This window comes from Acidovorax delafieldii (genome assembly GCF_007993815.1).
GTDB classification, from domain to species: Bacteria; Pseudomonadota; Gammaproteobacteria; order Burkholderiales; family Burkholderiaceae_C; genus Acidovorax; species Acidovorax delafieldii.
This window is the reverse complement of record NZ_VJWE01000015.1, coordinates 112,941-134,478: the sequence shown is the minus strand read 5'-3', so window position 1 is coordinate 134,478 and position 21,538 is coordinate 112,941. Positions and strand designations below refer to the sequence as shown.

At 64.6% G+C, this 21,538-nt stretch carries 19 protein-coding genes and 1 pseudogene; 4 read left to right on the top strand and 16 right to left on the bottom strand.

What is annotated here, in order from left to right:
• Window positions 1-243 (top strand): annotated as a pseudogene (locus ATF69_RS16535) (histone); the annotation flags it as partial.
• A gap of 150 nt (window positions 244-393) precedes the next feature.
• On the opposite strand, the gene ATF69_RS16530 reads toward ATF69_RS16535, so the two are convergent.
• The 8 genes from ATF69_RS16530 to ATF69_RS16495 form a co-directional block, all read right to left on the bottom strand.
• A complete protein-coding gene (locus ATF69_RS16530; RefSeq protein ID WP_146871658.1) occupies window positions 394-1,293 on the bottom strand; it encodes a carbohydrate kinase family protein in 900 nt (299 codons plus the stop codon).
• A gap of 35 nt (window positions 1,294-1,328) precedes the next feature.
• On the bottom strand, window positions 1,329-2,714 hold the full coding sequence (locus ATF69_RS23325) for a DUF3426 domain-containing protein (RefSeq protein WP_244303748.1): 1,386 nt from the start codon (window positions 2,712-2,714) through the stop codon (window positions 1,329-1,331).
• Window positions 2,611-2,991 carry a zinc-ribbon domain-containing protein gene (locus tag ATF69_RS23495; protein WP_425291787.1) on the bottom strand — a complete coding sequence of 127 codons (381 nt, stop codon included), beginning with the start codon at window positions 2,989-2,991 and terminating at the stop codon, window positions 2,611-2,613. Before ATF69_RS23495 ends, ATF69_RS23325 begins: the two co-directional genes overlap by 104 nt.
• Before the next feature lie 55 nt (window positions 2,992-3,046).
• Window positions 3,047-3,949 carry a 50S ribosomal protein L11 methyltransferase gene (prmA, locus tag ATF69_RS16515; RefSeq protein ID WP_056066342.1) on the bottom strand — a complete coding sequence of 301 codons (903 nt, stop codon included), beginning with the start codon at window positions 3,947-3,949 and terminating at the stop codon, window positions 3,047-3,049.
• Between the two features lie 77 nt (window positions 3,950-4,026).
• On the bottom strand, window positions 4,027-5,376 hold the full coding sequence (gene accC, locus ATF69_RS16510) for an acetyl-CoA carboxylase biotin carboxylase subunit (protein ID WP_056066345.1): 1,350 nt from the start codon (window positions 5,374-5,376) through the stop codon (window positions 4,027-4,029).
• 7 nt (window positions 5,377-5,383) lie between these two features.
• Window positions 5,384-5,836 carry an acetyl-CoA carboxylase biotin carboxyl carrier protein gene (gene accB, locus ATF69_RS16505; RefSeq protein WP_056066347.1) on the bottom strand — a complete coding sequence of 151 codons (453 nt, stop codon included), beginning with the start codon at window positions 5,834-5,836 and terminating at the stop codon, window positions 5,384-5,386.
• A gap of 168 nt (window positions 5,837-6,004) precedes the next feature.
• The gene (locus tag ATF69_RS16500) at window positions 6,005-6,583 is read right to left on the bottom strand and encodes a TlpA family protein disulfide reductase (RefSeq protein WP_146871657.1); all 579 of its coding nucleotides are present in this window, start codon (window positions 6,581-6,583) and stop codon (window positions 6,005-6,007) included.
• The gene (locus ATF69_RS16495) at window positions 6,580-7,179 is read right to left on the bottom strand and encodes a hypothetical protein (protein ID WP_146871656.1); all 600 of its coding nucleotides are present in this window, start codon (window positions 7,177-7,179) and stop codon (window positions 6,580-6,582) included. Before ATF69_RS16495 ends, ATF69_RS16500 begins: the two co-directional genes overlap by 4 nt.
• A gap of 205 nt (window positions 7,180-7,384) precedes the next feature.
• Between ATF69_RS16495 and mpl the strand changes: the two genes are divergently transcribed.
• Window positions 7,385-8,806 carry a UDP-N-acetylmuramate:L-alanyl-gamma-D-glutamyl-meso-diaminopimelate ligase gene (mpl, locus tag ATF69_RS16490; RefSeq protein WP_146871655.1) on the top strand — a complete coding sequence of 474 codons (1,422 nt, stop codon included), beginning with the start codon at window positions 7,385-7,387 and terminating at the stop codon, window positions 8,804-8,806.
• A 55-nt stretch (window positions 8,807-8,861) separates the two neighbouring features.
• Here the strand turns inward: mpl and ATF69_RS16485 are convergent, their stop codons facing one another.
• The 7 genes from ATF69_RS16485 to ATF69_RS16455 form a co-directional block, all read right to left on the bottom strand.
• Entirely contained in the window at window positions 8,862-9,173 is a 312-nt protein-coding gene (locus ATF69_RS16485; protein ID WP_056746913.1) for a hypothetical protein, read from the bottom strand.
• Window positions 9,174-9,273: 100 nt separating this feature from the next.
• On the bottom strand, window positions 9,274-10,395 hold the full coding sequence (locus ATF69_RS16480) for a 3-deoxy-7-phosphoheptulonate synthase (protein WP_146871654.1): 1,122 nt from the start codon (window positions 10,393-10,395) through the stop codon (window positions 9,274-9,276).
• A 281-nt stretch (window positions 10,396-10,676) separates the two neighbouring features.
• On the bottom strand, window positions 10,677-11,216 hold the full coding sequence (locus tag ATF69_RS16475; protein ID WP_099731994.1) for a hypothetical protein: 540 nt from the start codon (window positions 11,214-11,216) through the stop codon (window positions 10,677-10,679).
• 110 nt (window positions 11,217-11,326) lie between these two features.
• On the bottom strand, window positions 11,327-12,811 hold the full coding sequence (tldD, locus tag ATF69_RS16470) for a metalloprotease TldD (RefSeq protein ID WP_056066366.1): 1,485 nt from the start codon (window positions 12,809-12,811) through the stop codon (window positions 11,327-11,329).
• Window positions 12,812-12,905: 94 nt separating this feature from the next.
• Entirely contained in the window at window positions 12,906-13,244 is a 339-nt protein-coding gene (locus tag ATF69_RS16465) for a YegP family protein (RefSeq protein ID WP_146871653.1), read from the bottom strand.
• A 94-nt stretch (window positions 13,245-13,338) separates the two neighbouring features.
• The gene (gene rodA, locus ATF69_RS16460; RefSeq protein WP_056746916.1) at window positions 13,339-14,514 is read right to left on the bottom strand and encodes a rod shape-determining protein RodA; all 1,176 of its coding nucleotides are present in this window, start codon (window positions 14,512-14,514) and stop codon (window positions 13,339-13,341) included.
• Between the two features lie 71 nt (window positions 14,515-14,585).
• Window positions 14,586-17,024, bottom strand: coding sequence for a serine/threonine protein kinase (locus ATF69_RS16455; protein WP_146871652.1), 2,439 nt, complete (start codon window positions 17,022-17,024; stop codon window positions 14,586-14,588).
• A 114-nt stretch (window positions 17,025-17,138) separates the two neighbouring features.
• On the opposite strand from ATF69_RS16455, the gene ATF69_RS16450 reads away from it, so the two are divergent.
• Window positions 17,139-17,723, top strand: coding sequence for a YqiA/YcfP family alpha/beta fold hydrolase (locus ATF69_RS16450; protein WP_146871651.1), 585 nt, complete (start codon window positions 17,139-17,141; stop codon window positions 17,721-17,723).
• A gap of 30 nt (window positions 17,724-17,753) precedes the next feature.
• On the opposite strand, the gene ATF69_RS16445 is transcribed toward ATF69_RS16450, so the two are convergent.
• The gene (locus ATF69_RS16445) at window positions 17,754-19,349 is read right to left on the bottom strand and encodes a Wzy polymerase domain-containing protein (protein ID WP_146871650.1); all 1,596 of its coding nucleotides are present in this window, start codon (window positions 19,347-19,349) and stop codon (window positions 17,754-17,756) included.
• Between the two features lie 89 nt (window positions 19,350-19,438).
• Here ATF69_RS16445 and ATF69_RS16440 point away from each other — a divergent pair, with 89 nt between their 5' ends.
• The gene (locus tag ATF69_RS16440) at window positions 19,439-21,514 is read left to right on the top strand and encodes a ribonuclease catalytic domain-containing protein (protein WP_146871649.1); all 2,076 of its coding nucleotides are present in this window, start codon (window positions 19,439-19,441) and stop codon (window positions 21,512-21,514) included.
• The last annotated feature ends 24 nt before the right edge of the window (window positions 21,515-21,538 follow it).

The window sequence follows — 21,538 nt, the reverse complement described above, 5'->3', positions numbered from 1 at the left end:
GTAGCTGCGAAGAAGGCTGCACCCGCCAAGAAGGCAGCAGCACCGGCAAAGAAAGCCGCTCCCGCCAAGAAGGCCGCAGTAGCCAAGAAGGCCGCAGCACCTGCCAAGGCAGCCCCCGCAAAGAAAGCTGCCCCGGCCAAGAAGGCCCCCAAGGCGCCTGCCCCTGCGGCCGCTGCCCCTGCAGCACAAACCACGCTGAACCCTCAGGCAGCCTGGCCTTTCCCTACGGGCAACAAGCCCTGATCCTGGCGCGCCACGCGCTCAACCCGGTGCAAACGCACCGGGTTTTTTTTCGTCTGTATGCAGGTCTGGGCACTCCCAAGAGCTACCTGGCAAGCAAGCTGCGTTGTACAGCGCTGGGCAGCGCAACGCAGACGACACTGGCTCGGAGGATTAACCCAACGGATCGAAATCCAGCGTGTAGTTCTGTGGGCCACGTTGCGCGATCTTGAGAGCGCCAACCCGGTTGCCCAGCTCCGCACAACGCACGAGGGACCAGCCCTTTTCCAGACCAAACAGCAGCGCGCCGCGCCAGGCATCGCCGCAACCCGTGGGGTCCACCACCGCTGCAGGCGCCACAGAGGGTACATGGGTTTTTTCACCATCCACCCAGACCTCGCAGCCCTCTGCGCCCAGCGTCACCACCAGTCCCTGCACCTTGCGGGAGATATCGGCCAAAGACCAGCCGGTGCGGTCGCAGAGCATCTTCCCCTCATAGTCATTGACGGTGACCCAGGTGGCCTGGTCGATGAACTGCGCTAACTCCTGCCCATTGAACATGGGCAAGCCCTGACCTGGATCGAACACAAACGGGATACCCGCCGCCACGAACTGGGCCGCATGCTCCAACATCGCGTCACGCCCGTCCGGCGCGATGATCCCCACGCTGACACTGTTGTCTGCACCAATTCGATTGGCATGGGCCTGCATCATGGCGCCAGGATGGAAAGCCGTGATCTGGTTGTTGTCACGGTCCGTCATGATCATCGCCTGCGCGGTGTAGGTGTCCTGCACCTGCCCGACGTGTCGGGCGCTGATACCCAGCGACTGCAGTCGCTGCAGATAATCAGCACCGTCACTGCCCAACATGGCCACGGGCAGCGGCTCCCCACCGAGCAGCTTGAGGCTGTAAGCAATGTTGCCAGCACACCCCCCGAAGTCGCGACGCAACGACGGGACAAGGAAGGACACATTCAGGATATGGAGCTGATCCGGCAGGATCTGCTCCGCGAAACGCCCCTCGAAAGTCATGATGGTGTCGAACGCAAGGGAACCACAAATGAGGGCAGCCATAGATAGTGAAACTCAGTAAGTTGTTGGGAGAAAAATCAGGGATAGAACGCAAGCAGCCGGTAGCCCGCCACGCGCGCACCGCCGGTGGTCACGAGCACCGACACCGAGGTGCCCCACTCACCTTTCGCGGGCAGCTCCGCTGGAGCCGCCATGTCGGTAGGCAGCAGAACCCGCCGCAATACGGCCTGATCCTGCGCATCGGTCAGGGTCAACTCCACCGCAGGCATGGCCAGTGGAATGGTGGCGGTGCTCTTCATCGTCAGCGCTAGCTGGTAACTGTCACCCCGGGCTTTGTTGAAAGAAGAACTGTCGATGACCACATCGGCAATCTGGCGCACAGGGGCAAGTTCGCAGCGCAAAGGCTCGCACAGTTTCACCAACCAGGGCCGGGTACGCACATCCAGGGCCGCAATGCGGTCACGCTCCTGCACCGCAATCTGCAAAGCCAGCCCCAGCAAGGAGACGATGAACCCCAGCCACAAAACCATCCGCAGGACCGGCTTGCGCCAAAACGCCTTGCGGCGCGCAGCCACCACAAAACTGACCTCGGGGTCTGACGCCTGGTTGTTGGCCTCATCGTCGTCAATAGCGGGTCTGGGGCGCGCCTGCAGGATGGCGGCATGCGAATCGTCCTTCACCAACTCCATCGCCGGAGCCTCTGGCGCAACCTCCTTCGACACAAAGTCCACAGAAGGCAACGCGGGCGCAGGCGGGGTGGGCACAGCAACGGGCGACGCAGGCTCAGATTTCTGAGCATCGCCTGAAAGTCCAGCACCGGTATCGGATGACGGAGCGAGAGCAACAGGCGCTACCGGAGACTGTGCAAGCTCTGCTGAGTGACTCGCGCGCTCCTCGGTGGCATCCACATCCATGGTTGCGTTCAGCGCTACCTCGGAATCGCGAAGTTCGGCAAACGGCAGTTCATAGCCTGCCAGGCTGGGGGGCGCAGGAACCGGTGGCACAGCTCCACCAAACAAACTGCCACGTCCATCAGCGACGTCCTGCGCCGCGTCGGATGGCATCGTGACGGCGGAATGCTCTTGCCTGGCCACATGAACGGCAGGGGAGTGATCATCCAAGCGGAGCGCCGTGTCCGGTATCACCACCGGCTCTGGAGCATCAGCAGGCGCTGTGACGGATGGCGATGCCTCAGCCTCCACCGCTGTCGCAGTCCGCGATGCACTGTGGGCTCTCCATGCAAACGGCGCGGCGACCTCCTTGCCCAAGACATCCGACGAGACTTCCGTGCGAGCCCCGGCAGTAAGAAAAGCAGGTACCGCAGGGCTGGGAATATCGAGCACCGGAGCAGCAGGTACATCACTGTCCATGCCATACGGAAATGCGTCCATGGCGGCGGTTGCGGCAACCTCGGTGACGGAGGTTGAAGCACTGCGGATGGCGGGAGTGCCTGCCTTGTCCACATCCTGCGGGGCAGGCGGGGGAACGGTGGGCGACTTGCCTCCCCCCCCAGGCTCCCAGTGCATCCGGCTTGCGCGCTATGGGCGCAGTGGGCGCGCGCAGGTCCGTGAGCGATACATCGGGCAGCAGCGGAGCCGGTGCCACAGGCAGCAAATGGGCCGAGGCATCGAATACCTCCTTGCATTGGCCGCAGCGCACCCATCCTTCAGAGATGCGCAATTGGTCCGCCACAACCTTGAAGGTGGTGGCGCAGGACGGGCAGCGGGTGATCTGGCTCATCAGCGAGCGATTGTAGAGGCCATGCCACGACTGCCAGAACAGCGCTCACGCACCTTTAGCGGCGCGCGGTCATCAAGATCCAGCCGTCTTCGGCATCCGCCACTTCCAGCGGCAGCCAGGGCGCGTAGGCCTCCTTGAGCTCATCCGCCTGGCGCTCCAGAATGCCTGCCAAAACCAGATTCCCACCCACAGCCACATAGCTACACAGCAGTGGGGCCAATACACGCAACGGAGTGGCCAGGATATTGGCCAGCACGGTCTGGTATTCGCCTTGCGCCTTGTCGGGCAGGCCCGCTTTCAGCGTGACCTGATTGGCCTGGGCGTTTTGCACCGTGGACTCCACGGCAGCCGGGTCGATATCCACCGCATCAATGTCCGTGGCACCGAACTTGGCAGCACCGATGGCGAGGATGCCGGAGCCACACCCGTAGTCCAGCACGCGCCCCAGCAGGTTGCCCTGCTCAGGTTGCGTTGCGCCATGGCGCGCAATCCAGCGCAGGCACATGCGCGTGGTGGGATGGGTGCCCGTGCCAAACGCCAAGCCAGGGTCCAGCCGGATGCTCCGCACTGCCTGGGCGGGCAACTCATGCCAGGTAGGCACGATCCAGAAATCCGGGGTGATGTCCACCGGCGCAAATTGCGACTGCGTCAGCCGCACCCAGTCCTGCTCGGGCACCTGGGTGACACCCAGCACCTGGCAGCCCACAAAAAAGTCCTGCACCACCAGCAACTGCTGCGCTTCACGGGCTGCCACCTCGGAGGGGAACAAGGCCACCACGCGGCTGCGTTGCCAGCCATCCTTGGGCGGAGGCATGCCAGGCTCGCCAAACAGCGCCTGTTCAGCGTCGGTCTGGGCATCGGCGTCTTCTACCGACACGGACAGCGCATCCAGCGCGTCCAGCGCATCGCTGACCGCTTCAATCCGGTCCTCGGGGCACATCAGACTCAGCTCAAACATAGGCGTCTCTCAGAAAAAGTGAAATGCTGGCACCCGTTGCCAGGAGCCAGCATGTGAATGACCTGCCGCGTGCCAGCTCAGCGTTTGTGCTGCGACAGCCACTCTTCCAGGTAGTGGATGTTGGTGCCGCCCGCCATGAACTTGGCGTCCACCATCAGCTCGCGGTGCAGCGGCACATTGGTGTTGATGCCTTCGATCACCGTCTCGGACAGGGCCGTGCGCATGCGGGCCAGCGCCTGCTCGCGCGTATCACCGTGCACGATGATCTTGCCGATCATCGAGTCGTAGTTGGGCGGCACAAAGTAGTTGGTGTAGGCATGCGAGTCCACGCGCACGCCGGGGCCACCTGGTGGATGCCAGGTGGTAATGCGCCCGGGCGAAGGGATGAACTTGTACGGGTCTTCCGCGTTCACCCGGCACTCGATGGCATGGCCACGGATCTCGATCTGGCGCTGGGTGAAAGGCAGCTTCTCGCCCGCCGCCACCATGATCTGCGTTTTCACGATGTCCACGCCCGTGATCCACTCAGTCACGGGGTGTTCCACCTGCACACGGGTGTTCATCTCGATGAAGTAGAACTCGCCGTTCTCGTACAGGAACTCAAACGTGCCCGCGCCCCGGTAGCCGATCTTCTTGCAGGCAGCGACGCAACGCTCGCCGATCTTCTCGATCAGCTTGCGAGGAATGCCTGGAGCTGGCGCCTCTTCGATCACCTTCTGGTGGCGGCGCTGCATGGAGCAGTCACGCTCGCCCAAATACACCGCATTGCGGTGCTTGTCGGCCAGGATCTGGATTTCGATGTGGCGTGGGTTCTGGAGAAACTTCTCCATGTACACCGCAGGATTGCCAAACGCAGCACCCGCCTCGGCCTTGGTCATCTGCACGGCATTGACCAGTGCGGCCTCGGTGTGGACCACGCGCATGCCACGGCCACCGCCGCCGCCTGCGGCCTTGATGATCACCGGGTAGCCCACTGCCTTGGCGATACGGCGGATCTGCACCGGATCGTCGGGCAACTCGCCCTCAGAACCCGGCACGCAGGGCACGCCTGCACGGATCATGGCCTGCTTGGCGGACACCTTGTCGCCCATGATGCGGATCGACTCGGGCGTGGGGCCGATGAACTGAAAGCCACTCTTTTCCACGCGCTCGGCAAAGTCGGCGTTCTCGGACAGGAAACCATAGCCGGGGTGAATGGCCTCGGCGTCGGTCACTTCGGCCGCCGAGATGATGGCGGGCATGTTGAGGTAGGACAGCGGCGAAGGCGCTGGGCCGATGCAGACGGCCTCTTCGGCCAGCTTGACATACTTGGCGTCGCGGTCGGCCTCGGAATAGACCATGACGGCCTTCACGCCCAGCTCATGGCAAGCGCGCTGGATACGGAGAGCAATCTCTCCGCGATTCGCAACAAGAATCTTCTTGAACATGAGCGCCTTATTCGATGACGAACAGCGGCTGTCCGTATTCCACGGCTTGGCCGTTCTCGCCCAGGATGCGGGTGACGGTGCCCGACTTGTCGGCCTCGATCTCGTTGAGGATCTTCATGGCCTCGATGATGCAGATGGTCTCGCCTTCCTTGACCTGGCTGCCCACTTCGACAAAAGCCTTGGCGCCAGGGCTGGACGAGCGGTAGAAGGTGCCCACCATGGGCGACTTGACGATGTGGCCGGTAGGCGCGGCGGCCGCAGGGGGTGCGGGCAATTCCGCCACAGGCGCGGCAGCAGGCGCAGCGGCAGGAGCTGCAACCGGGGCGGGCACATACTGCTGAACCACGGCACCACCGCTCTTGACGATGCGGACTTTGCCCTCGGCCTCGGTAATTTCGAGTTCGGACACGTTCGACTCGGACACGAGATCGATGAGGGTTTTGAGTTTTCGCAGATCCATGGAAGCTCCAACGGCTATAAAACTGAATAGGGCGCGAATTTACTCCAATTTCACCCTATCGCAGTCTTCCACACCCATTTTTCATGAACTTCGGCATGGGAATTGCCATTTCTCAGAGAGAGACGCACCCAGAAGGCCTGAAAGGGGGCTGCTTTTCGACGCGAACCCTCAGCCCATACCTGCCCAAAGCTGCAAGTCCTGGGTGGTCACTTGTCCCATTTTACGATGCAGCACCTTTCCCTCCTCACCAAGGACCACGGTGAAAGGCAGGCCTCCCGTCAGGTTGCCCAGCGACCGGCCCAGATCCGTGCCACCCAGTCCCGCCAGTCCCACAGGGAAATCCAGCGGGATACGCGTCAGAAACTTGCGTACCGCTGACGGCTGGTCAATGGCCAAACCCAGCACTTGCCAACCTTTGGCAGATTGTTCGCGATAGAAGGCGTTGAGCATGGGCAACTCTTCCACACAAGGCGGGCACCAGGTGGCCCAGAAATTGAGCAGCAACGGCTTGCCTGCCAATGACTTCATGGCCAAGGTGCCACCGGCGGGAGTGTCAAATTCAAGCCCCCAGAGCGCCTGCTCGGCCCCTTGCTCCACGGCGTGGGGCTGAAACTTCCACCATGCCAGGCCTGCGCCCCCCAAAGCGGCGGCACCTGCCACCCCGGCATACAAAAAGCGCCTGCGAGCGGCGTTGGGCGCGACGTCGCCAGGAGTCACAGGTTCGGGGGATTCAGCAGGCTGGGTCATGGGGTCGTGTTTTCTTGAAGCAAGCGGCGCACTGCCGTGATGTCACCACGCGGGGTTCGGCCCTTGGTGTCGGGCCGGAGCGCACCCCGCAGGTCGTCGAGGTCGTAAATCAGCAGGTGCACGCCGATCATTTCGTTGAGTTCGGGCGATTTGCTGCCAAGACTCAACGCCTCCACCGATTCACCGTGGAAGCCAGTGACCGTGCGGGGTTCATAATCCACATGATGATCGATCAGAGCGATCTCTGCCGATTTGGGGTCATCGCAGAACAACTGCAGGTAAATATCCGACAGGCGTGTGGCCGTTCCGTGCCATACCGCACCCGCCAGATGCGGCCGGAAAGCCGCCATGCGCTCCATCCACACCAGGGCCAGCTGGCGCAGTGCCCGCAGCTCGCGCGGCTGGGTGTCAGCACAGAAGAGCTGGATGTACTCGCGCACAGCCTCTTCCACTAGGTCGTTGTCCGGCAGCGGGGTACGGGCCGGCAAACCCATCTGCCGCAGCGCACGGCGCTTGGCGGGACCCCATTCCAGCCCTTCTTCCACCACCAGGCGGGCCGTGGCGTGGGCGATTTCTTCGCTCAAAGGTGTGTGCATGACAGACAGAGGCAACTAAGGACCCTGCATTGTGGCGCGAAGCCATGACAGCACGGGCGATGCCCCTCAGACACCCTTGGCAACCCCAACAACTGCTGCCCCGAAAGACTATTGTTTTGAGAGCAGCTCAGGCAGATGGAACAGGCGCCAGCTGCCACTTTTGCTTTGAACATTGCGCAGAACCCCGGCTTTAGAATCAGCGCCCATGCATATACACATACTGGGCATCTGCGGCACGTTCATGGGAGGCTTGGCGGCCCTTGCGCGCGAGGCGGGCCACAAAGTGACGGGCTGCGACGCCGGGGTCTATCCCCCCATGAGCGACCAGCTCCGCGCGTTGGGCATCGACCTGATCGAAGGCTTCGGCGCCGACCAGCTTGCGCTCCGGCCCGACATGTTTGTGGTGGGCAACGTCGTGAGCCGCGCCAGGCTGGCCGATGGCTCCCCCAAGTTTCCGCTGATGGAAGCCATTCTGGACGCCGGACTGCCCTACACCAGCGGGCCCCAATGGCTGGCCGAGCACGTGTTGCAGGGCCGCCATGTACTGGCCGTGGCTGGAACCCATGGCAAGACCACCACCACATCGATGCTGGCGTGGATTCTGGAGTCTTCCGGGCAGCAACCGGGCTTTCTGATCGGCGGGGTGCCGCTGAACTTTGGCGTGTCCGCACGCCTGGGCGCTGCACAGCGCCCCGCCCCCGCCGCCGCGCCGCTCGGGGCCGCGCCGCTGTTCGTGATCGAGGCCGACGAATACGACACCGCCTTTTTCGACAAACGCAGCAAGTTCGTGCACTACCGGCCCCGGACGGCTGTGTTGAACAATCTGGAGTTCGACCACGCGGACATCTTTGACGACCTGGCGGCCATCGAACGCCAGTTCCACCATCTGGTGCGCACCGTGCCGCCGTCGGGGCGCGTGGTGGTCAATGGGCTGGAAGAAAGCCTGGCACGTGTGCTGCACACCGGCTGCTGGAGCGAAGTGACCAGCTTTGGTGCTGCAGTCAGCGACCTTCACGCGGTGGGTGACCCGCAGGCTTTTGATGTGGTGCACCAAGGGCAAACCGTCGCGCGTGTGGAATGGTCGCTGACCGGCGTGCACAACCAGCACAATGCGTTGGCAGCCATGGCAGCGGCCCACCATGTGGGCGCGGCGCCCGAGCAGGCGGCAGCCGCGTTGGGCAGTTTTCAGAACGTCAAGCGGCGCATGGAGCTGCGCGGCACAGCGGGCGGCGTGGCCGTGTACGACGACTTTGCCCACCATCCCACCGCATTGCGTACCACCCTGGACGGCTTGCGCCGCACCCTGGGCCCGGGTGCCCGCATCCTCGCTGTGTTCGAGCCCCGCAGCAACACCATGAAACTGGGCGCGATGAAAAGCCAACTGCCCTGGGCCCTGGAGCCGGCCGACCTGGCCTTTTGCCACACAGCTGGGCTGGACTGGGATGCCGCGCAGGCTCTGGCACCACTGGGCGTCGGCCCCGGACAGCGCGCCCAGACGGCCCCGGACATCGATACGCTGGTGGCCCTGGTCACCCAGGCCGCGCGCCCGGGCGACCATGTGGTGTGCATGAGCAATGGCGGTTTTGGCGGCATCCACGCCAAACTGCTGCAAGCACTACAAAAATAATAGCTGCCAGCATATATTCCACTAACGCTAGCAGCCGATTTCTAGCCAATGGTGGTCAAAATGTGACTGCCATGCCCGGCACGTCCACGCGCACGATAGGCTTGGCCAGCGCGGCACTGGAGGCGCGCGCAAAGTCGCGGGACCACACTGGGTCCTGCATCAGCGCCGCACCGGCTGCGCGTGCCACGGTCAGCACCTTGTCGGCCAGCAGCACCTTGCCGCTGGCGCGCAAGGGCTCGCAGTCCAGCGCGATGAACTGGTCGTCGAGCCAGCGCCGACCCACCTCGTGGGCCATGGGCTCGGCACCCTCCAGATCAAAACGGTATTCCTGATTCGCGGCCAATTTGACCGACACTTCGCTGTGCATGATGGATCGCCTTTCTGCGTTTTTGCGGAGACTCGGGCCAGCAGCTGCACGTGGTGTGCAGCGATAGGCCCAAGTTTAGATCTTGCGACAGGTCTGACGATCAGCGGGCGCGACGCGCCTTGACGGAGTCCGACAGCTCGGCCAGCGCCTGCAGCGAAGCGTCCCAGCCCAGGCAGGCGTCGGTGATGCTCTTGCCGTATTCGAGTGCCGAAGGATCGTCCTTGCCGGGTGTGAACTTCTGGGCGCCTGCCGTCAGGTGGCTTTCGATCATCAGGCCGAAGACGCTGCGCGAACCGCCCGCCACCTGGGCCGCCACATCGCGGGCCACGTCCAGCTGCTTTTCGTGCTGCTTGCTGCTGTTGGCATGGCTGCAGTCCACCATCAATGTGGCGGGCAGCTTGGCGGCTTCGAGGTCTTTGCAAGCCGCGGCCACACTGGCAGCGTCGTAGTTGGGCGTCTTGCCGCCGCGCAAAATCACGTGGCAGTCCTTGTTGCCCTTGGTGTTCACGATGGCGACCTGGCCGTTCTTGTGCACCGACAGGAAGTGGTGGCCCCGGCTGGCCGACTGGATGGCGTCGGTGGCGATGCGGATGTTGCCGTCCGTGCCATTCTTGAAGCCGATGGGGGCCGAGATGCCGGAGGCCAGCTCGCGGTGCACCTGGCTTTCGGTGGTGCGTGCGCCAATCGCGCCCCAGCTGATCAGGTCGCCGATGTACTGGGGCGAAATCACGTCCAGGAACTCGCTGCCGGCAGGCATGCCCAGGCGGTTGATCTCGATGAGCAGCTGGCGCGCAATGCGCAGGCCTTCGTCGATGCGGTAGCTCTCGTCGAGGTAGGGGTCATTGATGAGCCCCTTCCAGCCCACGGTGGTGCGTGGCTTTTCGAAGTACACGCGCATCACGATCTCGAGCGTGTCAGCGTACTGGGTGCGCACAGCCATCAGGCGGCGGGCGTACTCGACAGCGGCGGCGGGATCGTGGATAGAGCAAGGGCCAATCACCACTAGCAGGCGGTCGTCCTTGCCCGCCATGATGTTGTGGATGTTCTTGCGGGTCTGGGTGATCAGCGACTCAACCGGCGTGCCGCCGATCGGGAAGAAGCGGATCAGATGCTCGGGAGGAGGCAACACGGTGATGTCCTTGATACGTTCGTCGTCGGTCTGGCTGGTTTTTTCGACGCTGCGGTACCAGGCATCGCTGGTGGGGTTGGTAGTGGCCGTCATGGTTGCTTCCTCGTGGAGTCGGTTGGAGTGGATGGAAAAACGGGAGGGCTGAAAAACAAAAACCGCCGGGCTTTGCAGCGTCGGCGGTTGGTATGGGGAGGTTGTGTGTGCTTGCGCGTTTTCCTCTCATCCGCCGGGGACCGAGATAAAAAACCAAAAATAAAACGCGCTGCGAACTTGCATGGAAAGCAATGTAGCACAGGAGTGCGGCAGTTCAGCACCCTCGGCATGTTGCAAATGCACGACATCCACCTGCCCCAAAAGCGCCAGACCAGAGCGATTCACCGGCGCCCCCCCCGAAACCATGCACGCAAGCGCTGCAACGCCGAGGGCTTGCGCGGCGGCTGCACGTCTTGCAAGTCGCTCGCAGGATTGCTCTGGTGCTCGTACATGTCGATGAGCAGCAGCGCTTCGCCCAAGGTCCGCCAGGCCAGCAGCTCGAACTGGTCAAAGCTTTCGCTTTCTTTGGTGCTGCGCCGCTCCAGCATCAGTTGCCAGTCTGCAATGGCGTTGCGCAGCTCGCGCAGTGCACGCTGGTAGGCGCCAAACTCGTACAGCGCGTGCCACGCTGAGCCCAGGCCAGTCAAAAACAGCTGATGTTCACGCGCGCTGTGCGACAAGGTCACCACGCGGCGCGTGATCTCGGTGGTGTCCGTACTGGTGCGGCGGATGCGAACTGCCTCGTCGATCTGCGAGGACAACGCACCAAGGCTGTCACGCAGCTGGCGCGAGTCCTCGTCGGCAACGCCCTCGCGCAAAAAGCGGCTGATGTCTCCAAACGACTGGAGCGTCAGCAATTGACTGGGGCGCGTGGCAGGCATGGTGTCACCCATTGTGCGCTGGCCGACGCGCAGTACAAGCCCCGAAAAGCGGGTGAAAACGCGAAGTCACGCACCACCCCAGGTCTGCCGGCAGGCTGCCAACGCTACCCTCAGGCCGTACCGCCCACCGTCAAGCCTTCGATGCGCAGCGTGGGTTGCCCCACGCCCACGGGCACGCTCTGGCCTTCCTTGCCGCAGGTACCCACGCCGCTGTCGAGGCGCATGTCGTTACCGATCATGGTCACCTTCTTGAGCGACTCGGGGCCGCTGCCGATGATGGTGGCGCCCTTGACGGGGTACTGGATCTTGCCGTTTTCCACCCAGTACGCTTCGCTGGCCGAGAACACGAACTTGCCCGAGGTGATGTCCACCTGCCCGCCGCCGAAGTTGCTGGCGTACAGGCCCTTCTTGATGCTGGCGATGATCTCTTGCGGGTCCTTGTCGCCGCCCAGCATGTAGGTGTTGGTCATGCGCGGCATGGGGATGTGGGCATAGCTTTCGCGGCGGCCGTTGCCGGTGGGTGCCACACCCATCAGGCGTGCGTTCAGCGAGTCCTGGATGTAGCCCTTCAAGATGCCATCCTCGATCAGCACATTGCGCTGGCTGGCATGGCCTTCGTCATCCACGTTCAGCGAACCTCGGCGGTCGGCAATGGTGCCGTCGTCCAGCACAGTGACACCCTTGGCCGCCACACGCTGGCCAATGCGGCCACTGAACGCGCTGGAGCCCTTGCGGTTGAAGTCGCCTTCCAGCCCGTGGCCGATGGCCTCGTGAAGCAGGATACCGGGCCAGCCTGAGCCCAGCACCACGGTCATCTCGCCCGCCGGGGCGGGGCGCGATTCCAGATTGACCAGGGCCGCGTTCACGGCCTCGTCAACGTACTTACCCATTTGCTCGTCGTCGAAGTAGGCGAGACCAAAACGACCACCGCCGCCAGCAGAGCCCATCTCACGTCGGCCGTTCTGCTCGGCAATCACCGTGACCGACAGCCGCACGAGCGGTCGCACATCGGCCGCCAGGGTGCCATCGGCGCGCGCCACCAGCACCACGTCGTATTCACTGGCCAGCCCCGCCATCACCTGCGCCACGCGCGGGTCCTTGGCCCGGGCGCGCTGCTCCAGCCGCTCCAGCAGCGCCACCTTGGCCGTGCTGTCCAGCGAGGCAATCGGGTCCACGCCCGGGTACAGGCTGCGGCTGGATGCTACCTTTTTAGGAGCTACCCGCACTTTGCCTGCGTTCGCTATAGACGAAATAGACCGTACGGTGCGCGCTGCGTCCAGCAGCGATGCCTCGGAGATGTCGTCCGAATAGGCAAAGGCCGTCTTCTCGCCACTGACAGCACGCACCCCCACGCCCTGGTCGATGCTGAAGGAGCCTGTCTTGACGATGCCCTCTTCCAGGCTCCAGCCTTCACTGCGGGTGTACTGGAAGTACAGGTCTGCATCGTCCACTTGGTGGGTGCGGATCTCGGCCAGTGCGCGGGCGAGGTGGCCTTCGTCCAGGCCAAAAGGGGTCAGCAGCAGTTCACGGGCAACATCAATGCGCTGGCTGGTGGCCGCACGCTGGGGCGCGGCAGTGGTGGAGCGGAAAGTCATCGAAGCATTTTAGGCGCCTGACCAGCCCCTGCCCGTGTGGAGCCCACATGTCCCTATTTGACCCTGGCGCCCCGTCAGCGCCGCCCCCGCCGCCTTACGCGGCGGTCTGGTCATCCAGGCCGGCCTCGGTCGCATGGGCCTGCACCGACTCGATGCCCGCGTCCCGGGCCTTGGCACCGGAGTACATCTGGCTTTGGCCAATCACCTGGCCATTGGCGGCCTTCAACGTGAAATATGGCGCTCCGTTCTTGGCACTGAGCCTGCCAAAACGGCCATCGTTCGGAGCGTTCTTGCGCACCGCCTCGATACCACCCAGCGCGCTGGCTCGAGACTCGTACATCTCGCTGGTCAGGATGACCTGACCGTTGGCGGCCAGCAGGTTGAAGACAAACTTGTCGTTTTTCGACTTCTTGAGCTCGAACTTCGCCGCCATGGGGAAACCCTCCGGATGCTGAGCGGCCAAAACACGGTTGGCCAGCCGGTTTGTACCCCGAGGGCGTGTTCCAGGCAACCAGGCCCACAAGGCCCTACAGTGCTGCCGGGAGAGGATCCTTGGTTTCCTGCTTCTGGGATCGCGCCACCGACATCAGGATGCCCAGTGCCAGCCCTAGCGTCACCATGGCGGTGCCGCCATAGCTGATGAAGGGCAAGGGGACGCCCACCACCGGAAGGATGCCACTCACCATGCCCATGTTCACAAAGGCATAGGTGAAAAAGATCATAGATACCGCGCCCCCCATGAGGCGGCCAAACAAGGTGGTGGCGCCTGCGGCAATGGCCAGCCCCCGCCAGACCAGCAGCAGAAAACACACCAGCAGGAACAAGTTGCCCGCCAAGCCAAACTCTTCCGAATAGGCGGCAAAAATGAAGTCGGTGGTGCGCTCGGGGATGAACTCCAGGTGGGTCTGAGTACCCGCCATGAAGCCCTTGCCCCACAGGCCGCCCGAGCCGATGGCGATCATGCCCTGGATGATGTGAAAGCCCTTGCCCAGCGGGTCGCGGGTGGGGTCCAGCAAGGTGCAGATGCGCTGCTGCTGGTAGTCGTGCAGCACCACCCATCGCACGCCATCCGCGCACAGCTGGTCGCCCAGCAGCACCAGGGTGGCAATGCCCACACCGCCAATCAGCACCGGGGGCAGGATCAGCTTCCAGGAGAGGCCCGCAAAAAAGATCACTGAGAGCCCCGCCGCCAGCACCAGCAGCGACGTACCGAGGTCGGGCTGCTTCATGACCAGACCCACCGGAACCGCCAGCAGCAGGCCCGCCGCAGCAAAGTCCAAGGGACGCAGCGTGCCCTCGCGCTTCTGGAACCACCAAGCCAGCATCAGTGGCATGGCGATCTTGAGGATTTCGCTGGGCTGGATCACGATACCCACGTTGATCCAGCGCGTGGCCCCTTTTTTGGTGATGCCAAACAGCGCCACCGCCACCAGCAGGGCCACCCCGGTCAGGTACAGCGGCACGGCGCAAGCCATGATTTTCTGGGGGGGCACCTGGGCCACCATGAACAGGATGGCTCCTGCAATCAGCATGTTGCGCCCGTGGTCCACAAACCGCGTGCCGTGGTCATAACCCGACGAATACATGGCCAGCAACCCCGCGCTGGCCAGCATCAGCACGAGCAACAGGAGGGGAAGGTCAAAGCCCCGGAACAGGGGTGCCAGACGCTGGACGAGCGTGGGCTTTTCAAAAACGACGGCCATTCCCCGATTATCGGGGGATGCCGGGCTTCAGAGCAGCCAACGCCCCGGCAGAGAGATCGCCGACAGCGGCACTACCCTGCCTGCCGAAAGGCCATCACGGCCTGGTTGCGCAGGGTGCGCAGCAGGCCCAGGGCCTTGTCATCCACCACAATGCCCCCCGGTGTGGCCTGATCGGCATAGATGAGGGCAAAGGGCTGCCCCTTGATTTGCAGCGGCAGCAGCAGGAACGACGGTGCATTGACGCCCTTGCGGTACCACTCGGGCAGCCGCGCCTGCATGCGGCGCTCGGTGGCGTCGTTGATCAAGGTGTCTGCACCGCGCAGGCACACGGCGGCAAACAGGTCGCCCTGGGCCTTGAGGGGTACCTTGAGGGCCCGCACGGCCACCTCGCTGCCCTCCCCCAAGCCGAAGCGGCCGGTCAACATGTCGGTGCGGGCCTCGCGCAGGCAAAACACCATGCGCCGGAAACCCAGCGCGCGGAACATGGTCTCCAGGATCATGCGCAGTACGTCGTTGAGCTGAAAACTCTCGACCATGGCATTGGTGATGTCCTGAATGCCTGCCGCCAGCACCTCATTGACCTGCGCCACCGACACCGCCCCTCCGGCCTGGGACTCCAGCACGGCAGGCAGGGGCTGGGTTTCGTTCACGCGCAACTCGTGGGCGCCCAGCGCGTCATCGGGGGCCACAGACGCACCCGCAGCCGACGGCAGCTTGAGCAGGCGGGCGGCTGGTGTGTCCGGTGCCACGCGCAGATCCAGCGCCTCGGCCAGTGCCACCAGCTTGTGGCGCGCACGCAGGGTGGCTTCGGCAATGGCCTCAGCCGACAGCGCCAGCGTGCGTGCGTAGCGCGTGCCCACATGGCCCAGCTGCCCCTCCAGCTGAGCAGGTTCGCAAAACAGCAAGGCGCTGGCGACCTCGTTGGCTGCCATGGCCGCCCAGCGCAGGCGCTCCACCCCCTGCTCGGGCGCGCGCTGCATGGGTGAGCCCAGCGGCTTGCGCATGCAGCGCTGCAGGCTTTCGGGCAGACCCCAGACGCGCGCCACGCCCACTCCCAGATCCTCAAACCCCAGGCCCAGCACCTGTACCGACGCAGCCTCTTCCCCGCCCTCCATGCGCCCCGAGGCCACCAGGCTGCGCACCTGCCGGGCCTCTTCAGGAAAGTAGAACTCGCACAGCATGCGCCCCAGGTTCTGGAACATCGCCCCGATGAAGGCCTCCTCGGCCGCCTGGCTGGTGCTGCACAGCTCGGCCGCGACCGAGCCCGCCATCATGGCGCGCAAAAATTCCTCGCGCATCTGGCTGGCATGGGCCTTGTCCTGCATGTGGTCCAGCAACACCAGGCTCAGCGCCATGTTCCGCACTGCATTGAAGCCCACCAGGCTCACCGCGCGCGACACGGTGCTGATGGTGCCCCGGCTGGCGTGGGCGTAATGCACGCTATTGACCAGACGCAGCAGCTTGTTGGTGAGCGCCACGTCTTTCAGGATCTCGTGGGTCAGGTCGCTGATGCTGTCGTCTTCCGAATTGGCCACCCGCTGGATGCGGGCCACAGAATCCGACAAGGCCGGGAAGTCGCTCTTGTGGCGCATGCGCCGCAGCAAAAAGTCCAGCGTGGCGTTGCTCGCGGCCGATGGCGCACTGGCCGGAGCCGCCCAGGCGCGCAGCGCATCCCGAAAGTCCGCCGCCGTGGCGTAGCGCTGCGCGGGATCGCGTGCCATGGCCCGCTGCAGGATGGCGCGCAGGCCGTCGTCCACGCCCGGCCCCAGGTCGGCGGGCAGCGCCAGGTTTTCGTTGGCAATGCGGTACAGCGCCTGCCAGGTGTCTTTTTGGTGGATGAGGGGGCGCCCCGTCAGCATCTCGATGAGCACCAACGCGGCGGAATACACGTCCATCCCCGGGGTGGGCGCAGCGCCCGCCGCCGCCTCCGGTGCCATGTAGGCGGGCGTGCCGCTGGCCAGCTGTGCATCGGGCGCGGCCTGCACGGGGGCCGCCATGCCAAAGTCCATCACCCGGGCGTGCCGGTGCGCATCGATCATGATGTTGGACGGCTTGAGATCGCGGTGCACGATGCCCGCCTGGTGGGCGGCATGCAAGCCATCAAGCACATCCACCAAAAGTGCCACGGCGTCATGCGGCGTACAGCGCCCCTGCTGGGCCAGGTGTTCGGCCAGCGTGTGGCCTGGCACGTACTCAAACACGATGTAGGGCTGCGAGCCCTGCACGTCGGCCTCGAACACCGGCACGATGTAGGGGTGGGCCAGGCGCCCCACGTGGCGGGCCTCGCGCAGCCACTGCTCCAGCACGGAGGGGTCCTGGTCCTGCATGGGGCGCATGAGTTTGATGGCCACCTCGCGCTGCAGACGGGGGTCCAGCGCCAGCCACACGGTGGCCTGGGCGCCTCGGCCCAGCTGCTTCTTGAGCTCAAACCGACCCAGCGAGGCAGGCGGCTTATCGCCTGATCCGAGCGCCCATCGTCTGGCAGTGGAAAGCGGGGCAAAATCGGTCATGGTGCGGGTAGCAAAACCAGGCGCCGCACGGTGTGGCGCCCCGGTACGCACATCTTATGCCTGCGCCAGCCCGGTTAAAGCAGTGATTCCCCTGCCCCGATCACTTTCTGTCTCATGACTACCACCCACCTGCTGTATCTGCACGGTTTTCGCTCGTCCCCCTCGTCGTCCAAGGCCCGCCAGACTGCGGCCTACATGGCAGCCCACCACCCCTCCGTGACCTTCTGGTGCCCCCAGTTGCCGCCATCGCCGCGGGCCGCCATGGCGCTGGTGGCGCAGGGCATTGCCGGTTGGCCCCGGCCATCCATGGCCGTGATCGGCTCTTCGCTGGGCGGCTTCTACGCCAGCTGGGTGGCGCAGCACGCGGGTTGCCCCAGCGTGATGCTCAACCCCGCCGTGGACCCGGCACGCGACCTGGCCCGCCACATCGGCGAGCAAACCAGCTGGCATGACCCGAGCGAGCGGTTTTATTTTCTGCCGGAGTACATCGACGAGTTGCAGGCCCTGGACATGCGGGGTCGCTCGCCCGCAGCCCCTGAGCTGGCTATCGTTGCCAAGGGCGACGAAGTGCTGGACTGGCGCGAGATGGTGGGGCGCTACCCGCAGGCCAAGCAGGTGGTACTGGAGGGAGGCGACCACGCGCTGGGCAACTATGCGGACTACCTGCCCTTGGTGAGCCAGTTCCTGCGGCTGGCCTGAATGCGCGGAGGCCGTCCGCCGCGCCTCCGTTCAGGGCTTGAGGTGTGACGAAATCCGCCAACCCTGCTCCCGCCACCGCTCATAGTCCACCGGGTACGCAGCACGGTATCGCTTGAGGTGAAACGCCGCCTCGTCGTCCAGCCCCAGCATCGTGGCGCTTTCGATCAGCGGCTCGATCACCCGGGGTTCGGGCGAGAAGTGCAGCAGCTTGTTGGCCACGGCAAAGACTTGGCCCGCGTTGCTGGGCGAAAGCTCGATGGTGGTCAGCAGCGCAAAATCGACCTGATCGGTGAAGAAGGGGGTGTTACCCACCTTGCGAACGGTGTCCTGGCGCAGGGACGGCGGCCGGTCGGCGAGCGGTTTGTACAACTGGCCGACGCGATAAAAATCCCAGCCCACGTAGGCCCCTGTTGCCAGCGCGGCCACGATAATGCCGGCCGCCCCCCGGCGTGCGCCCAGCGAGCGTGCCCAGCCGGGCAGCTGCCAGCGCCACAGCAACGCGACGGCCAGCACCGTGACCAGCTGGAACGGCCCGTACCACAACGGAAACTCCAGCAGGCTGTGCAGACCCAGCGGCGCCAAGATGCCCCAGGCCAGTTGCCGCGCTGGATCGGTCTCGCGCCAGGGCTTTTCGCGCAGCACCCACACCACCACCGCGGCGCAAAAGATCAGCGCCACCGGCACGCCCAGCTCCACCGCAAGGTGCAGGGGCAGGTTGTGGGCGTTGTCCAGCAACACACAAAACCGCTCGCCCGGGAACACGGTGACGTAGTGCGCGTAGTCCAGCTCCCCCCAGCCCCAGCCCACCCAGGGCTTTTGGGCGATCAGGTGCAGCACATTGGCCCACAGCACGCGGCGGCTGGTGCAACCAGGCTCTTCGTCGAGGATGCGCACAAACAGTCCGTCCGATGCAAACCCGGTCCAGTCCAGCAGCAAGCGGGGCAGCAGCCAGGCCGCTGCGCCATACAACACCAGCCCCACCAATCCCAGCCCCAGGACCAGGCGCCCCCACGACACGCGCCAGCACAACATCAGCCCCAGCATTAAGAGCCACTGAGCGGCCCCGGTACGCGATGCCGTGGCGGCACTCGACATCGCCAGCAAGGCCAGCCCCCAGGCCACCAGCAACCCCGTCAACCACCCGGGCCAGGTTTTCCCACCCTGCACGGGGGTGGCAACGCCGCGGTGTTCCAGATGGGCCTGCATCTGAGCCAGGGCCCACAGCAGCGCCCAGACGCCCAGACTCAACAGCGTGGCCTGCTGATTGCGCTGGCGCAGGTTGCCAATGGCCTGCCCCAGTGTGGAGGGCTGCACTCCTGGCAGGCCAGGGTCCCCCAGAAAGTACTGCAGCAGCCCGATGACTGCACTGATCAGTGCCACTACGAGAAGGCCGGCCGCCAGCATCCGGCTCGACACCAGGGCTGACGCAACCACGGTCTCCCCTTCCTGATACCGCCCAGGCGAACTGCCGCAGCGAGCCAGGGCCAGCAGCACCAGCACCGCGCCGCAGCCCCAGGACGCCAGCAGGGGCCAGAAGTTGTTGATGGGGGCCTGCGTGAAGCAGAACAGGAACGGCAGCGCCAGTGCCAGCAGTGTCAGCGGCGTGGCCATGGTGGCAAAGGGCATGGGATGGCAGGTCGGGCAGAAAGGGCGCGCCGTGGATCATATGCGCGGCTGCCCGGGTACCCGCTGGCGCCCATGGGACAATCGCCGCCATGCACGCATTGTTTGAAGAAGCCGGCAAATTTCTCGCCGGCCGTATCCTGTCCGAAGCCGATACCTCCGCCCAAGTGGAGCTGGACTCGGGCAAACGGGTCAAGGTCAAGGCCGCCCACATCCTCCTGAAGTTCGAAAAACCCGCCCCGGCAGAACTCGTCGCCCAGGCCCAGGCCGTGGCCGAGACCATCGAGCTGGACCTGGCCTGGGAGTTCGCGCCCGAAGACGAATTTGGCTTTGCCGACCTGGCGCGAGACTATTTCTCCGAGAACGCCACGCTGGCCCAGCAGGCCGGTGCGCTGTTCCGCCTATACGACGCGCCCCACTACTTCCGCCGCGCGGGCAAGGGCCGCTTCAAGAAGGCCTCGGCCGAGATCCTGCAGCAGGCGCTGGCCGCCATCGAGAAGAAAAAGGCCATCCTGGCGCAGATCGACGAGTGGGCCGCAGCGCTCGGACGCGGCGAATGCCCGCAGCCCATCCGCGACCAGCTCTACAAGATCTTGTTCAAGCCGGACAAAAACGCGCCCGAATACAAGGCCGTGGTCGAGGCCAGCCGCGCCACGCACACCGCACCGCTGGACCTGCTGCAAAAAGCGGGCGCCATCGATTCGGCCTACCAGTTCCACTGGAAGCGCTTTCTGTTCGAGAACTTCCCCAAGGGCACGGGCTTTCCCGCGCTCACGGCGCCCGTCATTGCCGACGAGCTGCCGCTGTCGTCCGCCCAGGCGTACTCCATTGACGATTCGCAGACCACCGAAATCGACGATGCGCTGTCGGTACAAGGCCTGGGCACCGGCACCGTGGTGCTGGGCATCCACATCGCCGCACCCGGCCTGGCCATCCAGCCCGGCAGCGCCATCGACCAGCTCGGCCGCGCGCGCCTGTCCACGGTGTACATGCCGGGCTACAAGATCACCATGCTGCCGGATGACGTGGTGCAGACCTACACGCTGGACGAAGGCCGCGCCAACCCGGCCGTGTCTCTATATGTGACCATCGACGAGGCCACGCTGGAGTTCAAGGGCTCCGAGACCCGGCTGGAGCGCGTGCATGTGGCCGCCAACCTGCGCCACGACCTGCTCGATGCGGTGGTGACCGAAGAATGGCTCACCAACCCCGCGTTTGAACACCAAAACGACCCGCAGCGCTTGTCCGAATTGCGCCCGCAGCTATCCTTTTTGCACCGCCTTGCCAAGGACCTCAAGGCCCGTCGCGAAGTGGTGCGTGGCAAGCCCGAGAACTTCAACCGGCCGGACTACAACTTCCGCCTGGTCGGCAACAACGGTGCCGAGCCCACGGGCGATGAACAAGTGCAGATCAGCGTGCGCCAGCGCGGCGCGCCGCTCGACCTGATCGTGGCCGAGGCCATGATCGTGGCCAACAGCACCTGGGGCAGCTGGATGGCCGAGCTGGGCGTGCCTGGCATCTACCGCAGCCAGGCCAGCATGGCGCCGGGCGTGAAGGTGCGGATGGGCACCAAGGCGCTGCCGCATGCAGGCATCGGTGTCAAAGCCTATTCGTGGGCCACATCACCCCTGCGGCGCTACACCGATCTGGTCAACCAGTGGCAGATCATTGCCTGCGCCCGCCATGGCAAGACGGCCGCGCTGGCCGCGCCCTTCAAGCCCAAGGACGCCGACCTGTTCTCCATCATCAGCAGCTTTGACGCCGCCTACAGCGCCTACAACGGCTACCAGGCCGGCATGGAACGCTTCTGGACGCTCAAATACGTGGAGCAGAACGGCATCACCGAACTGAACGCCACGGTCTTCAAGGAAGGCCCGGGCGGCAGTTTCCTGGTGCGGGCAGACGATATTCCGCTGGTCTTCCCCGTGCTGGGCGCGCAGAACCTGCCGCGCGGTGCGCACCTCAAGGTCAAGCTGGGCGAAGTGGACGAGATCACCCTCGACATCCACGGCACCGTGATCGAGCGCCTGGACGACCCCGCCGACACCAGCGACGATGGCCCCGTGGACGACGCCGAGGACGACGACACCGTGGCGGGGCCCATCGCCATTGCCGTGGACGTGAACGAGGCCCCCGCCGACGCCACTGCAGCAGCACCGGCCGCCTAAGCCCCGGACAGCCCCTGATAATTG